At 38.7% G+C, this 21,155-nt stretch carries 19 protein-coding genes and 3 pseudogenes; 4 read left to right on the top strand and 18 right to left on the bottom strand.

What is annotated here, in order from left to right; translation table 11 throughout:
- A partial coding sequence (locus HMPREF0666_RS17875; protein WP_009011078.1) for a helix-turn-helix domain-containing protein occupies window positions 1-228 on the bottom strand: 228 nt, incomplete at its 3' end.
- A gap of 153 nt (window positions 229-381) precedes the next feature.
- Here HMPREF0666_RS17875 and HMPREF0666_RS04180 point away from each other — a divergent pair.
- The 3 genes from HMPREF0666_RS04180 (at window position 382) to HMPREF0666_RS04190 (ending at window position 4,643) form a co-directional block, all read left to right on the top strand.
- Window positions 382-1,068 carry a hypothetical protein gene (locus tag HMPREF0666_RS04180; protein ID WP_232214055.1) on the top strand — a complete coding sequence of 229 codons (687 nt, stop codon included), beginning with the start codon at window positions 382-384 and terminating at the stop codon, window positions 1,066-1,068.
- A 131-nt stretch (window positions 1,069-1,199) separates the two neighbouring features.
- Window positions 1,200-2,060: a GLPGLI family protein gene (locus tag HMPREF0666_RS04185; RefSeq protein ID WP_009011080.1), complete on the top strand. Its 861-nt coding sequence runs from the start codon at window positions 1,200-1,202 to the stop codon at window positions 2,058-2,060.
- A 165-nt stretch (window positions 2,061-2,225) separates the two neighbouring features.
- A complete protein-coding gene (locus HMPREF0666_RS04190) occupies window positions 2,226-4,643 on the top strand; it encodes a hypothetical protein (protein ID WP_009011081.1) in 2,418 nt (805 codons plus the stop codon).
- Between the two features lie 619 nt (window positions 4,644-5,262).
- Here HMPREF0666_RS04190 and HMPREF0666_RS04195 read toward each other — a convergent pair.
- From HMPREF0666_RS04195 to HMPREF0666_RS04235, 8 genes and pseudogenes are all read right to left on the bottom strand, one after another.
- Complete coding sequence (locus HMPREF0666_RS04195) at window positions 5,263-6,021, bottom strand: succinate dehydrogenase/fumarate reductase iron-sulfur subunit (protein ID WP_009011083.1); 759 nt, start codon at window positions 6,019-6,021, stop codon at window positions 5,263-5,265.
- A gap of 134 nt (window positions 6,022-6,155) precedes the next feature.
- Window positions 6,156-8,138: a fumarate reductase/succinate dehydrogenase flavoprotein subunit gene (locus HMPREF0666_RS04200; protein WP_009011084.1), complete on the bottom strand. Its 1,983-nt coding sequence runs from the start codon at window positions 8,136-8,138 to the stop codon at window positions 6,156-6,158.
- A 37-nt stretch (window positions 8,139-8,175) separates the two neighbouring features.
- Complete coding sequence (locus HMPREF0666_RS04205; protein ID WP_009011085.1) at window positions 8,176-8,853, bottom strand: succinate dehydrogenase/fumarate reductase cytochrome b subunit; 678 nt, start codon at window positions 8,851-8,853, stop codon at window positions 8,176-8,178.
- Window positions 8,854-9,973: 1,120 nt separating this feature from the next.
- Window positions 9,974-10,630, bottom strand: coding sequence for a GAD-like domain-containing protein (locus HMPREF0666_RS04215; RefSeq protein WP_009011087.1), 657 nt, complete (start codon window positions 10,628-10,630; stop codon window positions 9,974-9,976).
- 93 nt (window positions 10,631-10,723) lie between these two features.
- Window positions 10,724-11,406 (bottom strand): annotated as a pseudogene (locus HMPREF0666_RS04220) (hypothetical protein).
- A 162-nt stretch (window positions 11,407-11,568) separates the two neighbouring features.
- Complete coding sequence (locus HMPREF0666_RS04225) at window positions 11,569-12,249, bottom strand: hypothetical protein (protein ID WP_009011090.1); 681 nt, start codon at window positions 12,247-12,249, stop codon at window positions 11,569-11,571.
- A gap of 162 nt (window positions 12,250-12,411) precedes the next feature.
- Window positions 12,412-13,089: a hypothetical protein gene (locus tag HMPREF0666_RS04230; RefSeq protein ID WP_009011091.1), complete on the bottom strand. Its 678-nt coding sequence runs from the start codon at window positions 13,087-13,089 to the stop codon at window positions 12,412-12,414.
- A 162-nt stretch (window positions 13,090-13,251) separates the two neighbouring features.
- Window positions 13,252-13,506 (bottom strand): annotated as a pseudogene (locus HMPREF0666_RS04235) (hypothetical protein); the annotation flags it as partial.
- An 88-nt stretch (window positions 13,507-13,594) separates the two neighbouring features.
- On the opposite strand from HMPREF0666_RS04235, the gene HMPREF0666_RS04240 reads away from it, so the two are divergent.
- The gene (locus HMPREF0666_RS04240; protein ID WP_009011092.1) at window positions 13,595-14,800 is read left to right on the top strand and encodes an ISL3 family transposase; all 1,206 of its coding nucleotides are present in this window, start codon (window positions 13,595-13,597) and stop codon (window positions 14,798-14,800) included.
- A 406-nt stretch (window positions 14,801-15,206) separates the two neighbouring features.
- Here the strand turns inward: HMPREF0666_RS04240 and HMPREF0666_RS04245 are convergent, their stop codons facing one another.
- The 9 genes and pseudogenes from HMPREF0666_RS04245 to HMPREF0666_RS17890 form a co-directional block, all read right to left on the bottom strand.
- Entirely contained in the window at window positions 15,207-16,352 is a 1,146-nt protein-coding gene (locus HMPREF0666_RS04245; RefSeq protein ID WP_157600236.1) for a DUF2931 family protein, read from the bottom strand.
- Window positions 16,353-16,817: 465 nt separating this feature from the next.
- A pseudogene (locus HMPREF0666_RS18620) lies at window positions 16,818-17,154 on the bottom strand (phage baseplate assembly protein V); the annotation flags it as partial.
- Window positions 17,155-17,208: 54 nt separating this feature from the next.
- The gene (locus tag HMPREF0666_RS04255; RefSeq protein ID WP_009011096.1) at window positions 17,209-17,553 is read right to left on the bottom strand and encodes a DUF4280 domain-containing protein; all 345 of its coding nucleotides are present in this window, start codon (window positions 17,551-17,553) and stop codon (window positions 17,209-17,211) included.
- Window positions 17,554-17,555: 2 nt separating this feature from the next.
- Entirely contained in the window at window positions 17,556-18,110 is a 555-nt protein-coding gene (locus HMPREF0666_RS04260) for a hypothetical protein (protein ID WP_232214056.1), read from the bottom strand.
- A 425-nt stretch (window positions 18,111-18,535) separates the two neighbouring features.
- Entirely contained in the window at window positions 18,536-19,090 is a 555-nt protein-coding gene (locus tag HMPREF0666_RS04265; protein WP_232214057.1) for a hypothetical protein, read from the bottom strand.
- A 316-nt stretch (window positions 19,091-19,406) separates the two neighbouring features.
- A complete protein-coding gene (locus tag HMPREF0666_RS04270) occupies window positions 19,407-19,751 on the bottom strand; it encodes a DUF4280 domain-containing protein (RefSeq protein WP_009011101.1) in 345 nt (114 codons plus the stop codon).
- A gap of 41 nt (window positions 19,752-19,792) precedes the next feature.
- Window positions 19,793-20,293 carry a hypothetical protein gene (locus HMPREF0666_RS04275; protein WP_157600237.1) on the bottom strand — a complete coding sequence of 167 codons (501 nt, stop codon included), beginning with the start codon at window positions 20,291-20,293 and terminating at the stop codon, window positions 19,793-19,795.
- A gap of 233 nt (window positions 20,294-20,526) precedes the next feature.
- Window positions 20,527-20,625 carry a hypothetical protein gene (locus tag HMPREF0666_RS18625; RefSeq protein ID WP_369750533.1) on the bottom strand — a complete coding sequence of 33 codons (99 nt, stop codon included), beginning with the start codon at window positions 20,623-20,625 and terminating at the stop codon, window positions 20,527-20,529.
- Between the two features lie 74 nt (window positions 20,626-20,699).
- A complete protein-coding gene (locus HMPREF0666_RS17890; RefSeq protein WP_009011103.1) occupies window positions 20,700-20,873 on the bottom strand; it encodes a hypothetical protein in 174 nt (57 codons plus the stop codon).
- Between the last annotated feature and the right edge of the window lie 282 nt (window positions 20,874-21,155).

Genomic DNA, 21,155 nt, shown 5'->3' on the forward strand with positions numbered 1-21,155 from the left:
ATCCTTGTCGACTGAACGATTGCCTGGCTTTCTGCGCCTTGTTTGTACTGCATTTGCTTGGGCAGTTTCCCAATTATAGTGTCTTCTGACTCCACTATTACGTCTTATCTCACGAGACACTGTACTTGCACTTACATTTATCGCCTTGGCAATATCTTTTTGTTTCGTTCTATTTTGGAGTAGCACAGAAATTGTGTACCTTTGCTCCGAGGTTAATTGTTTGTACATTGCAATGCAAAATTAATTAATCTTTGGGAGACAGAGGTCTCCCTTTCTTATTTTTATGCATTGCTTGTTGATTTTCTTCTCATGGGGGCTTCTCGCCCCCAAACCCCTCGGTGTTTTCAGGTATAGATTATTAAGCTACACCAGCACTTGGGATTGCAGTTCTATGTTGAACTTGCGAATGTACAGACACGATTCAACCCTGCAACAGGCGACATGGCTCCTTATTATCGCATCAAGGAGTCATATCGTGACGTGCAGGGTCATGTACATTCGCTAATTCTGTTGAACATCGGGTTCGAACCTTCACTTACTGCTGTACAGGTTCGGAAGATTGCATACGCTCTTACCAAACGCTTCAAAACCAGAAGTACACCCTCGCTTTTCAAAGAACACCTTGAGGGTCTTACTCCTATTGAACAGGCAAAGGCTGACGAATGGTGGATCCGTATGGAGAAAGAAGGTGGAATCGATCGGTTTAATAAGGAAGAACAGAAGTCGCTAAGAAAATATGAGAACTACATTGACCTTGAGACGGCAAACTATACTGACGCAAGGGATGTTGATGCTGAGTGGCTCTGCAAGCAGACAATAGACAAGCTGCAATTAGAGGGTTTTCTGCGCAAAAACGGCTGGACGGAGAATACGATACACACGGCTTTGTCAGCATTGATTGTTCGCACGGTATATGCTGTTTCTGAACGTTCATCTTATTATTATTTACGCGATAACTCAGCTGCTGGAGAACTTTACAGTGGAACTCCTGGCTGGACACCAGGGATCAATTCTCTGTATAAAATCACAGACAAATTATATGAACTAAAGGAACAATATGTAAAATAAGAAAAAAGACTTGTCTATTTCTCTCTTTTTACCTATATTTGCAGGAATAAGAATAGGAAGAAAATAACCTGAGGGCAAATACACGAGCCTTGAGTCATGCTCGCAATGTTCAAACCTAAAAACCTATCCAAATGAAGAAGAACATAATATTACTTATCCTTCTCATCAGCACGACTTGTTTGTCAGCTCAGACACTTGATTTCTCTAAGTTAGAAGGGCGGTGGGACACAACCAAGACAGTACAATTTGAGCCTGCACAGTATCAGATTGTTTATGATTACAAGTATGCAAAAGACGCAAAGTATCCTGATGCAAAACGTACGGCAGTAACAATTCTAAGAATTGGTACACAACACAATATGTTCATTGACTATGGACAACTTACCTTCGACTCTATCTCCGCTTCAATTGCAAGAGGGGAATCTCAAGCAACATCGGCTGGTCCAAAGCTTATCGGTGCTTTAAAAAGCATAGGATTTCAAGAACTCATCCTTCTGAACAGAGAGACAAAAAAAGAGTTTATCCAGCGTAAAGCAGGAGGACTTCAAAGGTATCAATATGAAGAAGAAGCTCCTCAGTTGGAGTGGGAATTACTGCAAGGAGACAGTACTATTGCCGGATATCAGTGCCAAAAGGCTAAGACAAGACTATTTGGACGAGATTACATAGCCTGGTATGCACCTGACGTAGAGTTGCCATACGGACCCTATAAGTTCTATGGATTACCCGGACTCATCTTTAAAGTGCAGGACACACAGAACAACTTCATTTTCACCTTGACAGGATTACAGAAGGTAAAGAGCTATACTCCGATTTACATGTACGACAAAAGTGCTGTGACGAAGAGCACTCGAAAGACTGTCAGACAAATGTACAAGAACTATTGTGCTGACCCTATAAAAGCCTTAACAGGAGATGGAAGCATTACCGTATCGGCTGATGTTGCAGCAACTGTGAATGCAAAGCCTTACAATCCGATAGAATTAGAATAACATCTTGCGACGGCTACTTCTTTTATTCTACCTCCTTACCACCTGTTTCACCCTTTTTGCACAGCAGGAGGAAGCGCTGGTAAAGCTAACGATTGAGTCAGGGACTCTGCCAGCCTCCAACCGTTAGCAGATGTAATGTGCCGCATAGTAACTCCAAAGGGCAAGATGCTGAGCTATAAAATTGCTGACGGAAGGGGCAACCTCAGCCTCACAGCACACCAAGAGGATGCACTGGTGTTCACACTCATTGGTTACAGTAAACGGAAAATAAACGTAGCTGACATCCATCAGACTACAAATCAGCCAGCTATTATCCTACTGTCTTCCAAGCAGGTGGAACTAAAAGAAGTCGTCGTAAAACTATCCCCCATAAGAAAACAAGGTGACACACTGGTCTACAATGTTGGTTCTTTTCTGCAGAAGGGCGATCGTCATTTAGAAGATGTACTCAAAAAACTACCGGGAATCAAGGTTTCTGAAAACGGTTCAGTGTCTTATCAAGGTCGTGCAATCAACCGGTTTTATATTGAAGGACAGGACATGATGGGCAACAACTATACTCAAGCAACCCGCAATATGCCTATTAATGCGGTGCGTAATGTCGAAATTTTGGAGAATCATCAACCAATAAAGATGATGCAAGGACGCAAACCATCAGAATCAGCAGCATTAAATATTCGCCTTGACAAGAACCACAAGGCTCGCCCTTTTGGGGAGATTACTGGTAGCTTAGGCTTCAAACCCACTGTTTGGGACAATCAGCTGTTTCTAACACAGGTGTTGAAACATTCGCAAACACTTGTTTCTGCCAAGATGAGTAACACGGGAAAAGACCTTTCTAAGGAAACTAAAGAGCATATTGATGTCTATAATCTCGATGCATACGAGCCACTTCCACAGGGTGTTCTGCAAGAAGACATAAGCCAAGAAGCTCTCCCACAAGAGCGATACTTACAGAACAAGTCTTATAGCGCAGGTTTTAATAATATCATTACACTATCGAAAGACATAACACTACGCAGTAACATTCTTCTTTACGAGGATCATGCTGGATATAACCAATCGACTACAAACTATTATGGAGGGCTTACTCCTATTACGTTGGAGACGTCAGAATGGATGAAGCAACGCATATTTCGTATCGTACCAACACTGAAATACGAAGAAAATAGCACGCATAGATTCTTTTCTGACGAACTTAAATACTCCTTTGGACGACAGACAACCGAAAATCAAGTAGTCACGAATGGGATTGGAATTACTGAACAGATACGTATAAAACCATCTTATATCAAGAACTATTTATCTTCTTCCTTCAAATTAGGAAAAAATATGCTGCAAATCCACTCGCTCCTTAGATACACTGACCGTAGGGAAGAACTGTCAACTGCCTCTGATTCCTTACCGCTCTATAATGTTACAGAATGCTTTGCAACACGGTCAACTATGACCAGAAACAGTATCACTACTTCAATCCCTACACTCGGAAATGATTTGGATATATCCTTACAAGCTTATTACAGGAATAACTCATACAATTATCAAGGTGATATCTATCATCGTACATTCAAACTACAAGGTGAACCAGGCTACACATGGAAATATACAAAGCAAAGCTATGTTAGCTTTGGACTTCCTATTGAATGGACAAGAATCAGCCTTTCAGAGAAGAACAACAAACTGTCTGCACGCAACTTCATAGCATTTAAACCTTACTTGACATTACAACAAGTACTGACGAGCAAACTGACAGTAAACCTATCCTCCTCAATCTCTACAGATGACAACTCTCTTGATTTCTATGCTTTGAAGCCTTTAAGAGAGGGATACAGAAACATACAGGTAACAGGAAATGACGTTTATAAGTCTACTCACCTATACACTTCGCTCCATTTCCGCTATCGTAATCTCGCAACGATGCTCTTTGCTAACCTTTCACTTACCTACTCTGATACAAGAAGCGAGGCTTATTGCCACTATGAGTACAACGACTCAATGACAATTATGAAATGGGTAAGAGGCAGTAACCACCGCCATAACACTGCTATAACTGCCATGGTGGATAAGACTTTCATCCCCATAGGCGTTTCCTTAAAGTTTGATGCGACATATAACAGAGATTCTTATCTTGTTTCACAATCTAGTGTTATGGTCAATAACCATTCTCACCACGCTTCAGGAACGTTCACTACAAGTTTCCAAAAGATATCTTGGCTGCGCCTATCAGCCGCTTTTACAGCTAAATATTACTGGGAACGAAGTAGTATCATGAAGTTACATGCTCTTTCGTCCTATACAACCAATGTAGCTCTTTACCTCTTCCCTACAAAGAAGTTGGAACTAAAAATGAAGTTCTATAATCTTACAAACGAAGTTATGGATGGACATTACCATACATGTAGCCTATTAGATGGCGACTTCAACTACAAGATTAATAATATGTGGGAGCTGGGAGTATCTGGGACAAACCTATTAAACAGCAAATCTTACAGTATTACGCAGAATACAGGTATCAATACTTTCAACACATTCCTGCCTTTACGTGGCCGTGAAATACTATTCCGCTTACAACTGAGATTGTAATAACATCAGTATCTTATACGAACAGTCAATTCACATACCACTGACATTTGTAAACAATTTTAGATACATTAATCCAATACATGCTCTTTTGGCTTCTAAAAGACGCCTAATTGACTTGCAGAAGACGCCCTTTTGAGGTCTAACTAAGGCCCTTTTGAAGGCTAACAAAGCACCTTTTATCTTACTACTATATAACTACTTGATTCTATGCTGATTGCGAACTTGCTTTTATATGTACTTTTGCTGTTATTTGTAGATATCTTACTCGAAATTATGTAACGATTTTTCAAAGTCTTATCCATGGAATTAACCGTTGTTTATCGCTATAAATAACAAGTCTACTCATCAACTTCTCAACTCGTAAACTATCAATTAGAGACTTCTAATTAAACAGATTACGTTGCGATAAGGGTTCGTGTAATTAGCGCAATTCGTAGTCGGTGAAAGTAAAATCATAAAATTCAAAGGTCAATAAGAGGTTCAAATCATAAAGTATTGCATACTAACTTAACTGAGACATATAAACAAAAATCCCATAACTCATATATAAGAGCTATGGGATTTCATATTCTAAATAAGCTTAGTAACAGTCTATAGGACCACTACCAGTCGCTTATGATTAATCAGCAAACTTTGCCTTGATGAACTCACGGTTCAGACGAGCGATGTTAGCAATCTTCTCATTCTTTGGACAAACAGCCTCGCAAGCACGAGTGTTAGTACAGTTACCGAAGCCAACCTCATCCATCTTAGCAACCATTGCCTTAGCACGCTTAGCAGCCTCAGGCTTACCCTGTGGCAAGAGAGCTAACTGGCTTACCTTAGATGAAACGAAGAGCATTGCAGAACCATTCTTACAAGCTGCAACACAAGCACCACAACCGATACATGTTGCACAGTCCATAGCCTCATCAGCATTGTCCTTAGAGATAAGAATAGCGTTTGCATCCTGTGCTTGACCAGTGCGGATTGTTGTGTAACCACCAGCCTGGATAATCTTATCGAAAGCTGTACGGTCTACCATACAATCCTTGATAACAGGGAAACCAGCTGAACGCCATGGCTCAACAGTGATTATATCACCATCGTTGAAACGGCGCATATAAAGCTGACAGGTTGTTGCACCACGCTCAGTCTTACCATGTGGAGTACCATTAATATATAGTGAGCACATACCGCAGATACCCTCGCGGCAATCGTGATCGAAGACGAATGGTTCATCACCAGCCTCTATCAACTCCTCGTTGAGGATGTCGAGCATCTCAAGGAAAGAGGTGTCATCTGGGATATTCTTCATCTCATGTGTATCGAAATGACCCTGATCTTGTGGGCCGTTCTGCTTCCAATACTTAATTGTGAATGATATATTCTTTGCCATTGTGTTATGTTTTAGTTGACAAGTAAACAAGTTGTAAAGTAAACTAGTTATTTGTCTTGAAGCTTAATTAGTAACAAATGTATCGGCAGAACAAGCTAACAACTTGTCAACTTGTCCTCCCGTCAACTCGTCAACTAGTTTTTATAATTACGTGTTTGTACCTTGATTGCCTCATACTCGAGAGGTTCCTTGATAAGCTCTGGAGTCTTGGTGTCATCACCCTGATACTCCCAACAGCCAACATAGAAGAAGTTCTCGTCGTCACGCTTAGCCTCACCTTCCTCTGTCTGGTGCTCCTCACGGAAGTGACCACCACAACTCTCCTCACGATGCAATGCATCATAAGCTACGAGCTCACCCATGAGGATGAAGTCACGGAGGTGGATTGCCTTATCAAGCTCAACATTCAAGCCTTCCTTCTTACCAGGGATAAAGAGGTTAGTGTTGAATTCCTCGCGGAGAGCCTTCAACTGCTTGAGACCTTCCTCGAGTCCTTCTTTGGTACGACCCATACCTACATACTCCCACATAATATGACCCAACTCCTTGTGGATAGAGTCAACTGAACGCTTACCATGGATACTCATCAAGCGATCAATCTCTGCACTGACAGCCTTCTCAGCCTCATCAAACTCAGGGCGATCGGTTGGAACCTTTGCCCAGAGTGCCTGATCAGCAAGATAGTTCTGAATAGTATATGGCAACACAAAGTAACCATCAGCAAGACCCTGCATCAAAGCAGAAGCACCAAGACGGTTAGCTCCGTGGTCAGAGAAGTTACACTCACCAATAGAGAATAGACCAGGAACGGTTGTCATCAGCTCGTAGTCAACCCAAATACCACCCATTGTGTAGTGGATAGCAGGGAAGATCATCATTGGATTGTAGTACTTCACGCCGTTAATCTCATTTGCTAACTCACCTGGGTTGACGTCTGTAATCTCCTCATACATATCGAAGAGGTTACCATAACGCTGAAGAATTGTATCAATACCAAGGCGGTTGATAGACTCAGAGAAGTCGAGGAACACAGCAAGACCAGTGTTGTTAACACCGAAACCATGGTCGCAACGCTCCTTAGCAGCACGTGATGCAACGTCACGAGGTACGAGGTTACCGAAGGCAGGGTAGCGACGCTCCAAGTAGTAGTCGCGGTCTTCCTCTGGAATATCAGAGCCCTTCTTTGTACCAGCCTGCAATGCCTTAGCATCTTCGAGCTTCTTAGGAACCCAGATACGACCATCATTACGCAGAGACTCTGACATAAGGGTCAGCTTAGACTGCTTGTCGCCATGTACAGGAATACAGGTTGGGTGAATCTGAACGTAAGATGGATTAGCCATGTAAGCACCCTTACGATAGCACTGAACAGCGGCTGTACAGTTACAACCCATAGCGTTGGTTGAAAGGAAATAAGTGTTACCATAGCCACCAGTTGCTATAACAACAGCGTTTGCAGTGAAGCGCTCTAGCTTACCAGTTACGAGGTTCTTAGCAATGATACCACGTGCATGACCATCAACGATAACGACATCCTCCATCTCATAACGTGTATAGAGCTTTACCTTACCAGCCTGAATCTGTGCGCTTAATGATGAGTATGCACCAAGCAACAACTGCTGACCTGTCTGTCCCTTAGCATAGAAGGTACGACTTACCTGAGCACCACCAAAGGAACGGTTAGCCAACATACCACCATACTCACGAGCGAATGGCACGCCCTGAGCAACGCACTGGTCGATGATGTCGTTAGACACTTCTGCCAAACGATAAACGTTAGCTTCACGTGCACGATAGTCACCACCTTTCACCGTATCATAGAACAAACGGTAAACAGAGTCACCATCGTTCTGATAGTTCTTAGCAGCATTGATACCACCCTGTGCAGCGATTGAGTGTGCACGACGTGGTGAGTCTTGGATGCAGAAGTTATATACGTTGAAGCCCATCTCACCGAGAGAAGCGGCAGCACTGGCACCAGCCAGACCGGTACCAACAACGATAACATCCAGTTTCAGTTTATTCTTTGGGTTAACCAAACGCTGATGTGCCTTGTAGTTAGTCCACTTCTCGGCTACAGGACCTGCTGGTATTTTGGAATCTAATATCTTTGTCATGATTGTTTTGAATTTAGTTTTCAATTTAGATACTTAACTATGCAAGGCTAGGAGCACATCCGAAAGCGAATGCGAGAACAACAACGAGGAAGCCGAGCATCAACAGCGTAACATAGATGTTACCAATGGTCTTCCAACGATTGAACCATACTTTACCGTTGATACCAACAGTCTGCATAGCACTCCAAAAACCGTGAGAGAGGTGGAACCACAATGCACAAATCCAAACAATGTAGAGAACTACATACACAGGATTAGAGAAAGTGTGATGAATGTAAGCAAAACCATCAGCTGGTTCATACATAAATTTGACATGAAGAAGCTCTGCAAACATCATATTGTACCAGAAATTGAAGAGGTGAAGTCCAAGACCAAGCAACACGATAAGACCGAGAACAAGCATGTTCTGGCTTGCCCACTCTACTGCTGCAGGCTTCTCTGTGACAGCATAACGATTGTCACCACGTGCACGGCGGTTCTGCGCTGTAAGGATAAACGCATAAACGATGTGACAAACTGCCAATGCGCCAAGACCAACCGTAGCTGCTACTGCATACCAGTTGGCACCCAACAACGCACAAATCATGTTGTAAGCATCTTTAGAGAAGAGCGCAACAAGATTCATACAGCAGTGGAACGTCATGAATAGGATCAGGGCCATGCCAGTCACTGACATAATCACCTTTCTACCAATAGATGAATTGATTAACCACATAAATGTTTTGATTTTAAATATTTAATACTGTTAGAATTATTATTCCTATATGTATGAATGCAACGAGAAGGCCGTTCTCAGTCTCCTCATCGTAATTATTGTTCATTAAATCAGATACCAAGATGTTGGTATGAGCGCATACATTATGCGTTGCAAAAATACTATATTTTAATGATTTATCAAAGTATTTTAAACAAAATGTATAGTATTTAGACTTAAAATAAGGAGGCTCAGGCTATCCTAATAAATGAGGATAGTTTTAGAAGGCGCACAAACCTTAAAAATTAAACAAATTCTTTTAGGAAAATACCATAAATCTGTTTTATCAATGAAAAGCAAGAATATGATTTGTACCATAGGTAAAAGCTGTTTCATCTTCTTGATTTATAGACAAAACAACAACCTTAAAGAAGTAAATATTATACTCTACCCGTTGGCGGAATTAAATATTGAATAAAATATATAAGAAAAAGTTGAACATGTCACTATTATAAGTAACTTAAAATACTCAACCTTTAAGTTAAACAAGCCAGTTATGTGCAACTTATATACAAAGTTCATCTAATTCTTGAAGATATGCAAGCTATTCTCCGAAGATTTAGTTACTGAGGAAGGAAATGTACGCCGTCCCGGTCTTACTCCTCGTTTCTCTGATTTGGATGTTATCGCATTGAGCATGTCAGCTGAGGAGATATACAGCGAGAACTGCTTTTTGAGGCGAAGCTGAAGGAGTGCCGTTCTTCCATCCCCAACCTTATCTCCCGCCGTCAGTTCAATGACCGCTGCAAGTCTGTGGGTACCTGTGTGAGCAAATACGCAGCCGCATTGCCAGCCATATTGATATTCGTTTGATAATATAATTGCGAATTTCTATTGGAAATCTAATGATGAATATACATGGTAAGAAAACGAAGAAGAAAAGCTTGCCGATGATATTCAAAGTGTTTCTCATAAGCACACTATCCAGTTGCCAAAGTGGATCCATATCAAGAATTGTTCTTCCAAAAATGACAACTCAAAGAAGTTTCAACAATAAAATACTACCAACAACATAAATATTCTTTGCCTCCGCGATTAAAAATTTCTATTCGTTTGTTGCGTGGTATTCTCTCCAGTATCTTTACCTACTTGGTAATCTGATACATTCTTCATTATCCATAATTTTATATTCTGATAAATCTATAATTTTACCAACAGCTTGTCCTATTATGTCTATATACGTTTTTACATCTACCACTTGCAGATTTTTATTGGACGCCTTGCCACCCAATGCCAAGGCTGGAACATAACCATAGCACTGTCCGTATTGTAAAGCACATAACTTTCCCTTAATATTTAAATAAGGTCGGGAGTCAAAGTACTCCTTGTCTATGATAGCTGTTTCATCTCCTAAGGTAAAGTTTAAAAGGAAATCCATATCACCTAAGATTTCGCTTGTGCACTTTCTTATATTTATTAACAAAACTCTATTCCCCTCATCAGGTGAAATTGTCCAATTATTATTTCCTTCCCAAATTAACAAATCTCCTAAAGCCGTAACACCAAATACGATAGAAGGTTCTAACAACTTATCAATGTAATCAAATACAAATTCATACTCATCAGGATTAATAAACTGTATAAAACCATCTTCATAAATACCATAGCCCATATTTTGCCAGATGGTTAACAGCTCATCAGGTAGTACTCCTTTATATTTATTGATTGTTTTAATAGGAACATCACTATACTTAGTATAGTTGTTTTTATTTCTTTCTTCAAATGTTAATCGTGCCATAATCGTATCTTTTTGTTACTCAGAACTTAGAAATTGGAGTTAAAACAAAACTACGTCCATCATTGCGTTGTCAAGCGTTATTCGTCAACCAGTTCAATCCTTTAGTCCCAATCGCTTCATGTCTTCTCCATAAAGACGGTTAAACTCTTTTGAAGACAATTCGTGTGCAATATAAAGTTCAACAAACTTCTTGTTAACACTGGGCTTGATGGTAATAAAATCATCCATACCACCTAATTTCTCATGACCAGAGAGTGATCTCTTAAAGAAGATGGGAACAGGATTATCCTTTGTGCCATAGGTTGGATCCTGCCATTGCTGACGATTGACATAGGCTGAAAAACTTTTAATCTCGTAAAGATAATCTAATCTTTGAGTTTCTATGTCATCATACCAGATTTTCTCGCCATTACCTCTCTGAATGGTATTATAGCTACCTTCAAAAGAGACAACACCTAAATACTTCTTATATTTAGGAGAAAAAAATAATAAAGATTATAAGTTGCTGTTCGTGTCTGTGCTACTCCCATGAACCATCCGCTGGTGGTAAAGATGTCATCATCCTTTTTAATTTTATGATGGTCTTTGGGAATTTTTACTACTATTGTGTCCGAATTCTTTATATACGTATCTGCGTAAGGAATAGCATCTTTATTTCCACCGAGCGTAAACCTCGTTATAATAAAGATAAGCAGTGGTGCGCCTACAAGAGATGCAAAGACTGTTCCTGCTGTTGAGAATATTTTAAATCCTCCTATTGAAAAATTATTTGCCATTGATATTATGAATTTGCGATGATACCCATATAGTTTGCATTACATCTGCATTGTTCTCATCACAAAAGTACAAATAATCTGGGGCGTTCTCAACTTTTCATTCACATTTCTTACTTTGCAAGCAACTTCTCAACTCGTAAATTAGTCTACTCGTCACCTAACTTAATCCTTTAGTCCCAAGCGCTTCATGTCTTCTCCATAAAGACGGTTAAACTCTTTTGAAGACAATTCATGCGCAAGATAAAGTTCAACAAACTTTTTGTTAACACTGGGCTTTATGGTAATAAAATCATCCATATCTAAAGTTTCATGTCCTGACAACGCACGCTTAAAGAAGATAGGAACAGGATTATCCTTTGTGCCATAGGTTGGATCCTGCCATTGCTGACGATTGACATAGGCTGAAAAACTTTTAATCTCGTAAAGATAATCTAATCTTTGAGTTTCTATGTCATCATACCAGATTCTCTCGCCATTACCTCTCTGAATGGTATTATAGCAGCCTTTAAAAGTAACAACTCCTAAATATTTCTTATGTTTAGGAGAATAGAAATAATACATATTATAAATTGCCGAGCGTGTTTGTGCTACTCCCATGAACCATCCGCTGGTGGTAAAGATGTCATCATCCGTTTTAATTTTATGATGGTCTTTGGGAATTTTTACTACTATTGTGTCCGAATTCTTTATATATGTATCAGCGTAAGGAATAGCATCTTTATTTCCACCGAGCGTAAACCTCGTTATAATAAAGATAAGCAGTGGTGCACCTACAAGAGATGCAAAGATTGTTCCTGCTGTCGAGAATATTTTAATTCCTCCTATTGAAAAATTATTTGCCATTGATATTATGAATTTGCGATGATACCCATATAGTTTGCATTACATCTGCATTGTTCTCATCACAAAAGTACAAATAATCTGGGGCGTTCTCAACTTTTTACTCACATTTCTTACTTTACAAACAACTTGTCAACTCGTAAACCAGTCCACTCGTCAATCAGCTCAATCCTTTAGCCCCAAGCGTTTCATATCCGCCCCATAGAGTCTATCGAACTCCTCGGGTTCCAGTCCATGTGCAAGGTAAAGCTCAACGAACTTCTTATACACAGAGGGTTTAATATAAATAAAATCTTCCATACCTCCAGCACATTCAAATCCAGACAAAGCACGCTTAAAGAATATAGGCATAGGGTTATCTTTAGTACCATACGTCGGGTCCTGCCACTGTGTTTTATTAATGTATGCAGAAATCGTTTTTGACTCGTAAATTATACTTAACCTATCGTTTTCTACATCTACATTATATGCGTCTTCCCCCGTTCCCATTTGTGCCACATTATACCCTCCTATAAATGAAATAACTGCTAAATGTCTTTTATATTTAGGGGAGTAAAAACATATCTGTGAATAACATGATGATTCTGAATGCGCCATTCCTGCAAACCAGGCACGCGAAGTAAAAACTTTATCAACTGGCGTAATCTGAGTAAAGTATGGTATCTGAACCACTATAGTATCCGAATTGTGAATATACGTATCTGCGTACGGCACAGCAGCCTTGTTACCACCGAGTGTGAATTTTGCAATAAGACTAACTACCAGTGGTGTTGCTACGGTAAGTGCAAACACCGTTCCTAATGTTGCTCCTATAGCTGGTATTCTTGAATAAAAGTTGCTCATTGTTTTATGAATTTGCGATGATACCCATATAGTTTGCATTACATCTGTATTGTTCTCATCACAAAAGTACAAATAATCTGGGGCGTTCTCAACTTTTTTAATCACATTTCTTACTTTGCAAGCAACTTGTCAACTCGTAAATTAGTCTAATCGTCAACCAGCTCAATCCTTTAGTCCCAAGCGCTTCATGTCCGCCCCATAAAGACGGTTAAACTCTTTTGAAGACAATTCATGCGCAAGATAAAGTTCAACAAACTTTTTGTTAACACTGGGCTTTATGGTAATATGTTCATCCATATCTAAAGTTTCATGTCCTGACAACACACGCTTAAAGAAGATGGGAACAGGATTATCCTTTGTGCCGTAGGTTGGATCCAACCATTGTTGACGATTTACGTAGGCTGAGAAACTTTTAAGGTTCTTCCGTTAAATGAATAGATATATCTCATAAGTTATATAAAAGAGCTGGTATTATGTATCTTTGTAGTGACCAAACTTCAAGAACATGGATACCAGCATAATGCAAAACGCCTTAGGCGTCTTCCAACAAGATTGTCAGAAACTGCGCTACGAAGATAATAACTTAGTTTTAGAAATCCAAACTCCAAAGGAAAAACTTTGTTGTCCTGTATGTGGAAGTCATAATATCAATCGTAACGGTAGCCATATTCGTCGCTTTGTAAGTGTTCCAATTGGTCTGAGCAAGACCTATCTGGACATGCGTGTACATCGTATTCAATGTCACGACTGCGGCTGTATTAAACAAGAAGACATCGACTTTGCGAAAGGAAAACGTCGGCATACAATAGCTTTTGCAAATATGGTGCTTGACCTGTCTCGCTTTGCAACAATTCAAGATATATCATGTTTCCTACAGGTATCCTGGGATGTCGTACGTAATATACAGATGGAGTTTCTACAGTCAAAATACTCTAACCCAGACCTTTCCATGTTAAGACGTATTTCCATTGATGAGTTCGCCACTCATAAAGGGCATGTATACAAGACCATAGTTGTAGATTTGGATAATGGGCATATTGTTTATGTCGGTGATGGCAATGGCAAGAATGCTCTTGATGGATTCTGGGAACGGCTCGGTAAAGACAAAGAGCGTATACAAGCAGTGTGTACAGACCTTTCTGCAGCATATACAAGAGCTGTGAGTGAGCACCTTCCCAATGCAGCACTTGTAGTAGACCACTTTCATGTAACCAAGCTTATGAACGAAAAGGTGGACTTGCTAAGGAGACAGATATGGCATGAGGAAAAGGACATCAACAAGCGTAAAGTAATCAAAGGAACACGTTGGTTGTTACTCAAAAATGGAAATGATATTTTTGATTATGCACACAGAAATAGACTGGAGAATGCCTTGAGCCTAAACCGTCCGCTGATGATTGCCTATTATCTCAAAGAAGATCTTAAGGAAATATGGAATCAGTGTAGTAAGCAAAAAGCTAAAGATTTGTTGGATGAATGGGTAAAGCAAGCTATAGAATCTAAAATACAGCCATTGGTGAAAATGGCTTCAACTATTAGAGCATACAAGACATACATATTAGCATGGTACGACCATTGTATAACAAATGGAAAAATTGAAGGCATTAACAATAAAATAAAGGTTCTGAAAAGACAGATATACGGATTCAGAAATGAGGAATACTTCACATTAAGACTATATGCATTGCATGATAGGCATCTACGCTTTTAACGGAAGAACCTAAAAAATACTGTTGTATCTTTGCAACACCAAGAGAAGATGCAATGGTTTATGCCACCAGCGAATTAAAAATCAGACTGGGTATCGAGCCCAGCCTGATTTCACCAAGAGAAAGACTGCTCCGGTTTGCCCATCAGCATTCCTCATGTCCCCAACGAAATGAAGCCAATGATACAGTTCAGATGACGTACCCTTTCTCATGCTCCTCAAGAAATGAAGCCAATGACACAGTTCCGATGACGTACCCCACGATTCGTTATAGAGCCAATATTATACAGGTTATTTCCCGTTCCATCAAAAAAAACTCCGATAGTTGCATTAAGACCTTTGCTTTTTGAGGCTATGCTATTTTCTATATTTATACCACAAATTCTATTAGTATATACTCTGCTCATAATCATTCTCCTATAAACTTAATGTCTTCTGGGTTAATGTCTCGATGGTTATCATATATAATCTTAGCGCTTGAGGGTGGTTGATCTGTTTTCTGACAGAATACCAGGATTCTTGTTCTTGATAATAGTATTCTTTTCTCGCCCACATTAAGAGAGATATCGAATTTATTATTATATTTGCTTGTATACACTGTTAAGTTCCCCCTTTTTCTTCGTTCAATACCATTAAATACTTTTGGGAAGGCATCTAATATCTCTTGTTCATCGAAGTAAAACTCTCCGGAATAAGTTTTATCTCCAACTTCCCAATCCATGTAAAATTGTTTTAAACGAGCTTGTTCTTCTTCCTTAATTCCATCACAAGCATAGTTAAACTCTCCGTTTATAAAATGCCATACTATTGAGAGACTATCCAATTTGCTGTTTTTGTTCTCAAAGATACATTGAATATCATAATTGTATCGTTCATTGTATTTGTCCCAAAGTTCATAAGGAATTCCATTGACCTTCAGATTTTCGCTCTGTTCTTTAGTAAGGCAACCTTCAGAATAATCCTTCACAGAATTAGCAACAAGGGGAGCATCTTTTGCAAAGTCCTCAAGTGACATCTCTACAGGGTGGGCGTGTATAGTGTCACAGATGAGTACATTTCTTGTTGCACCTTCTAAATAAAGCCAGATCTTACCACCAGGTAGCATTGTTATAGAGAAGTCTTTATAAGTAGTATGTTTTTTATCATACGCATCATAATATCCATCACGTAATAACTGTAATATCTTTTGCTGAAGCGTATCGGAAAATTTAGTATGAACTTCATAAATTTTACTCTCAGTATATGACAGCCATAAAGCATTAATACTATTTGGAATATCAAGTCCTTCCGTATCTTCTAATTGCTCAAAACTAACTTTTCCTTTGGTTACAGCAATCCCTGCATCACTATAAGAATTCATAATAGGATATTCTTCACCATCCGAACCGTATCCCAACGATACATATTTTGTTTCAACAGGATAATTCCGTGGTGCGGAAATGCTTAGAGTCCACTGGAATTTTGTCTTATAATTCATATTTAAATCACGTTTACAGGCAAAGCCTACAAGTAAAAAAGCTATATTAATTCCCCACATAAATAAATATCTTTTCATTCTATCCTTTTGCTATATCAACTTTTATTCCACTCTTTATATACATATTTTTCTTGGATGCTATATTAGTTTCATCTTCAGAGTCCATATTTATTTCTGCAAATGAATGTATTACTGTATCTTTCTCAGTTGTAACATTCAATGCGCCTTTAACGTAATGTGTAGTATCACCCTCAACATGAGAAGTAACATCTTTAGAAACAATACTACTGAAATGTCCTTGTACATTCATAGAAGAATCACCCCCAATAGACAATGCAGCATTTTCTCCTACATTCATGTTGAAATTCTTACCCACATTTACATTCATGTTCTCTGAAGCATTGATGTTTATACTCTTTGTATTGACATTTACTTCTTCGGCAGAAGATACGGTGATGGTGCCATTTAATTCATCAATGAAGATTTTATTGGCACGAGTTGTCTGTAAGAGAATGGTATGGGCTGTATCGTCAAAGGTAACAGTCGAACCGCTTCGAGTGGTAAGGCTTTTCTTGTGGTTGGAATCAAAGCCTCCCTTACCTGTTGTTCCATTAAACAGGCTACCCATAACGTAGGGACGGGCAGGGTCGCCATGACGGAAGCCGAGGAGGACTTGGTCGCCTACCTCTGGGATAAACACAAAGCCACGATTGCTTTTTACGTCTTTGCTGCCACCGCCATCTGGTGTCATCACGCGCACCCAGCTTGTTCGCATGTTGTCGGTTTGCCAATTCATGCGCACCTGCACACGACCCGCTCCATGTGGATCGGCATTGCTTAGCACTGTTGCCATTTGTGTTTCAGCCAATGGCATACGCAGTCTATCGGTATAAAGACATCTACAACGAATCATAAAGGAAGAGCATGAGTACTTTTATTCACTTTCAACAAAAGTATTATTTCCTGTATCAACAAAAGATATTCTACCGCCCCTGGCACACATACAAAATGACTGCTCCGTCAGCTTCTTCATCCCATTGAAACTGTCTTTCTTTGTTGTTTGCTGCCAGCCTCGTGGCTGGGGGAGACAAGGAGGATTCGGGGAGCTACATTTGCAAACTCCAAAACTTGGGATATTTACCATCCCTTTATTATCACCTTCTGTACCAACAAGAGCATCAGCTATCCTACGAAATGTTTGGCTTGTCACCATTAGGTTGGATTCCTTTACTCCAAGAGTACAGTGCAGAGTTGCACCATGCGTTATGATCTCAGGCATTGCTATTCAACATTTAAGACATTCTCATGACTTATAATCTTACCTGTTTCCGCATCTATAACAAATTCCTCTGTACCTGACATTGTTACACGGCTGACATACCATTTAGCATGGTCTTTTCCATGGGGAGAGAAATTGATACGAAATGGAGTATTGGAAAAACTACTTTGCTGCCCCTTGCCGCTCCACAAGTCTATCCAGCCTTGGCTTTCCATCCAACGGAGTAAATCCTTAGGTTTTATCCTTAGCCCTTCAAATTTTTTATTCTCGTTCTCTCCTCTTATAAGTTTTCCTTCTTTATCATATTTACGCCATTTCCCAATTTTTACATCTGAACAGAAAAAGAACTCACCTTCTTCTTTTAAGATACCATTCTTATAATAAACTATTATATTTTGGGTAAATGAACGAGGTGGAATCTTTTCTACAAAAAAAACATCTACTTCGACACTAATTTTAACAAAAGTTCCATCCGCCTCACTATACTCTTTGAAACGTTGATTGGGTTTTAACTTATTATGGTAATAATCATAATTAAATTTCTCTACTTGCCCCATGTTATTTGGATTTTGTGCGGCGCATGAAAGCATCGCTGTTAATACTAAAAAAATAAGATATACTTTCTCATCTGCTTATAATATTTTATAATTATCTTTGATTGTGATTATTTTTTTTCACCTAAACTTTTATGTTTTAATTTGTCTTTCTTATCTCTATTCTTCATGTCTGACTCTGGTTTGCCTGACACAATATAAGGATTTATATACATCCATTACAAATAAAAAAGACTATTGCGTTCTATACCCACATGGTGACTATAGTCAAGCATATTGTTTGTTTTCGTGTATCTATAACCAATTTCGCAACGTTTAGAATCTCTGAAATCAAAAGTATGGGCTAAGCCAAAGCAATGATAGACCTCGTGTCCAACCGTCGAGAGTACAGTGCAGAGTTGCACCATGCGTTATGATCTTAGGCATTGCTATTCAATATTTAAGACATTCTCATGACTTATAACCTTTCCTGTTTCCGCATCTATAACAAATTCCTCTGTACCTGACATTGTTACACGGCTGACATACCATTTAGCATGGTCTTTACCATGGGGAGAGAAGCTGATACGAAATGGAGTATTGGAAAAACTACTTTGCTGCCCCTTGCCGCTCCACAAGTCTATCCAGCCTTGGCTTTCCATCCAACGGAGTAAATCTTTAGGTTTTATCCTTAATCTCTCAAATTTCTTATCTTCATCCGTTTCCTTTATTAATTTTCCATCTTTGTCATATTCTCGCCACATGCCGATTTCTATGCTCGAACAATAGAATCGCTTTCCTTCTTCCCACAATATACCATTTTTATGATAAATTTTCACATCCTTACAGAAAGTTCTATTCTTTATTTGAACTATAGAATAGTAGTTTTTGTCAAAATCAACTTTAACAACAGTCTTGTCTTTCTCCGTGTAAACTACCGACGTTGTATTAGGGTGAAGTTTACTTTTATAATAATCATAATTAAATTTCTCTACTTGCCCCATGTTATTTGGATTTTGTGCGGCGCATGAAAGCATCACTGTTAAAACTAAAAAAATAAGATATACTTTCTCATCTGACTATAATATTTTACAATCTTCTTTGATTGTGATTAAAAAACAATTATCATTCTTCTTTTTTACCTGCACTTTTATGTTTTAATACTTCTTCCTTACCTCTACTCTTTGTGTCTGACTCTGGTTTGCCTGACACAATATAAGGATTTATATACATCCACTGCAAAAAAGAAAGACTATTGCGTTCTATACCCACATGGTGACTATAGTCAAGCATACAGACAAATAATATATTGTGAACGTGTTATTCGCTTTCAACAAAAGTATTACTTCCTGTATCAACGAATGATATTCTACCGCCCCTGGCACACATACAAAATGACTGCTCCGTCAACTTTTTCATTCCATTGATACTGTCTTTCTGTGTTGTTTGCTGCCAGCCTTGTGGCTGGGGAGTACAAGGAGGATTCGGAGAACTACATTTGCAAACTCCAAAACTTGGGATATTACCTACGCTTATCTTGTCTTCCTCTGTAGCCACAAACTCTCCAGCTATAGCAACAATATTCTGACTACTTATATTTATTGCTGATATATCTGTCCCTTGTGAACATTGCATCTGTGAATTATTTACAACCAATTTTGCCATAGGTAGTTATTTTGAAAGCTCAATTTTATAGTCGTACATACTTATTTCCCTTCTTTTTTACGGAGATATTCATCAAAAGGAAATTCCTGTCCTTTCATACCCTCATCTCCAAAGTTACGACTTGTTTTAAACAGCAATTCACCTGTAGTACCATCCAAATAGTAAAAGATCTTCTGTGCACAGCTGTTGCCGTACACTATTACTTCATAGTAAGCTGTTCGTAAATCCTTATGGTCAAATCGATTTATACTAAAGACATTTTGTTTATCCATCAAGTCAATATGGTAATCTTTTTGCATTTTGTTTACAAGGTCGGTAACACTAAACTTGTAAGGAGCATCAAAGTCAGTTTCCTTTATTTTAAATCCATTCGCATCGTATTCTATCATTTTACCAACCCGCATATTACCATAAAATGTTGCCCATGATTTTATCAAATAACCCTCAGTGTTATATTCATAGCTATAAGTATATGGAGAATGATGATATGAGCAGTCTTCGCGATAACCTATTATTTCGCTTTTGTCATATTCTGTATTCATTTCTATTACCATACCATTTTTATCAGTACGAAGCATTCGATCTGCAAATGGATTCTTCTTTATTACTTTTCGATATTCCTCAATATCAAATTTTCTATTATTCGTAATCTTTTTTCTTTTTTAATATTCAACTTATTATTAGTTGTTTGAGCTGAGCAATTGCTTAATGCAATTACAGCAATTAATAAAAATATTAGTTTTTTCATCTTTGTTCCTAATATATTGTGAACGTGTTATTCGCTTTCAACAAAAAAATTACTTCTTGTATCAATGAATGATATTCTTCCTCCTTTAGCACACATACAGAATGACTGCTCCGTCAGCTTTTTCATCCCATTGATACTGTCTTTCTGAGTAGTTTGCTGCCAGCCTTGTGGCTGGGGAAGACAAGGAGGATTCGGGGGAACTACATTTGCAAACTCCAAAAACTTGGGATATTAATTAAACCAATTTCATCTTCCTCCGTCGCTACCAATGCTCCCGAAATACTTCGGAAACTTTGACTAAGAACCATCAACTTAGCTTGCCAAGTTCCTAAAGTGCAACACATAATAGCTCCATCAGTTACAATTTTTACCATTCTACTTTATTATAGGATTTGTACCTTTCTTTATAATTTCTCCTGTATTGGCATTTATTTTAATAGAAACTATATTTGATCCTACCTTGTAATGAATAATCCATACTGGTATATTGGTTTTATCACTTACATATCGCCTTATAGAAACATTCTTATCGAATAAATCCAGCTTTAACTCTTCCTTTACAAACTTCTCCACTTTTTCCCATGGATAGTTTTATAAGGGGCATCTTGGTCGTATTCATCTATTAAATAACCATTCTCATCATACTCTTTCCAGAT

Origin of the sequence: Prevotella sp. C561 (genome assembly GCF_000224595.1) — a bacterium.
Taxonomy (GTDB): domain Bacteria; phylum Bacteroidota; class Bacteroidia; order Bacteroidales; family Bacteroidaceae; genus Prevotella; species Prevotella jejuni.

Bases quoted from the DNA above. Each gene is read 5' to 3' on its own strand.
- HMPREF0666_RS04185 (WP_009011080.1), top strand. From the start codon at position 1,200: ATGAAGAAGAACATAATATTACTTATCCTTCTCATCAGCACGACTTGT.
- HMPREF0666_RS04190 (WP_009011081.1), top strand. From the start codon at position 2,226: ATGCTGAGCTATAAAATTGCTGACGGAAGGGGCAACCTCAGCCTCACA.
- HMPREF0666_RS04195 (WP_009011083.1), bottom strand. From the start codon at position 6,021: ATGGCAAAGAATATATCATTCACAATTAAGTATTGGAAGCAGAACGGC.
- HMPREF0666_RS04200 (WP_009011084.1), bottom strand. From the start codon at position 8,138: ATGACAAAGATATTAGATTCCAAAATACCAGCAGGTCCTGTAGCCGAG.
- HMPREF0666_RS04205 (WP_009011085.1), bottom strand. From the start codon at position 8,853: ATGTGGTTAATCAATTCATCTATTGGTAGAAAGGTGATTATGTCAGTG.
- HMPREF0666_RS04215 (WP_009011087.1), bottom strand. From the start codon at position 10,630: ATGGCACGATTAACATTTGAAGAAAGAAATAAAAACAACTATACTAAG.
- HMPREF0666_RS04225 (WP_009011090.1), bottom strand. From the start codon at position 12,249: ATGGCAAATAATTTTTCAATAGGAGGAATTAAAATATTCTCGACAGCA.
- HMPREF0666_RS04230 (WP_009011091.1), bottom strand. From the start codon at position 13,089: ATGAGCAACTTTTATTCAAGAATACCAGCTATAGGAGCAACATTAGGA.
- HMPREF0666_RS04240 (WP_009011092.1), top strand. From the start codon at position 13,595: ATGGATACCAGCATAATGCAAAACGCCTTAGGCGTCTTCCAACAAGAT.
- HMPREF0666_RS04245 (WP_157600236.1), bottom strand. From the start codon at position 16,352: ATGAAAAGATATTTATTTATGTGGGGAATTAATATAGCTTTTTTACTT.
- HMPREF0666_RS04255 (WP_009011096.1), bottom strand. From the start codon at position 17,553: ATGCCTGAGATCATAACGCATGGTGCAACTCTGCACTGTACTCTTGGA.
- HMPREF0666_RS04260 (WP_232214056.1), bottom strand. From the start codon at position 18,110: ATGGGGCAAGTAGAGAAATTTAATTATGATTATTACCATAATAAGTTA.
- HMPREF0666_RS04265 (WP_232214057.1), bottom strand. From the start codon at position 19,090: ATGGGGCAAGTAGAGAAATTTAATTATGATTATTATAAAAGTAAACTT.
- HMPREF0666_RS04270 (WP_009011101.1), bottom strand. From the start codon at position 19,751: ATGGCAAAATTGGTTGTAAATAATTCACAGATGCAATGTTCACAAGGG.
- HMPREF0666_RS04275 (WP_157600237.1), bottom strand. From the start codon at position 20,293: ATGAATACAGAATATGACAAAAGCGAAATAATAGGTTATCGCGAAGAC.
- HMPREF0666_RS18625 (WP_369750533.1), bottom strand. From the start codon at position 20,625: ATGAAAAAGCTGACGGAGCAGTCATTCTGTATGTGTGCTAAAGGAGGA.
- HMPREF0666_RS17890 (WP_009011103.1), bottom strand. From the start codon at position 20,873: ATGGTAAAAATTGTAACTGATGGAGCTATTATGTGTTGCACTTTAGGA.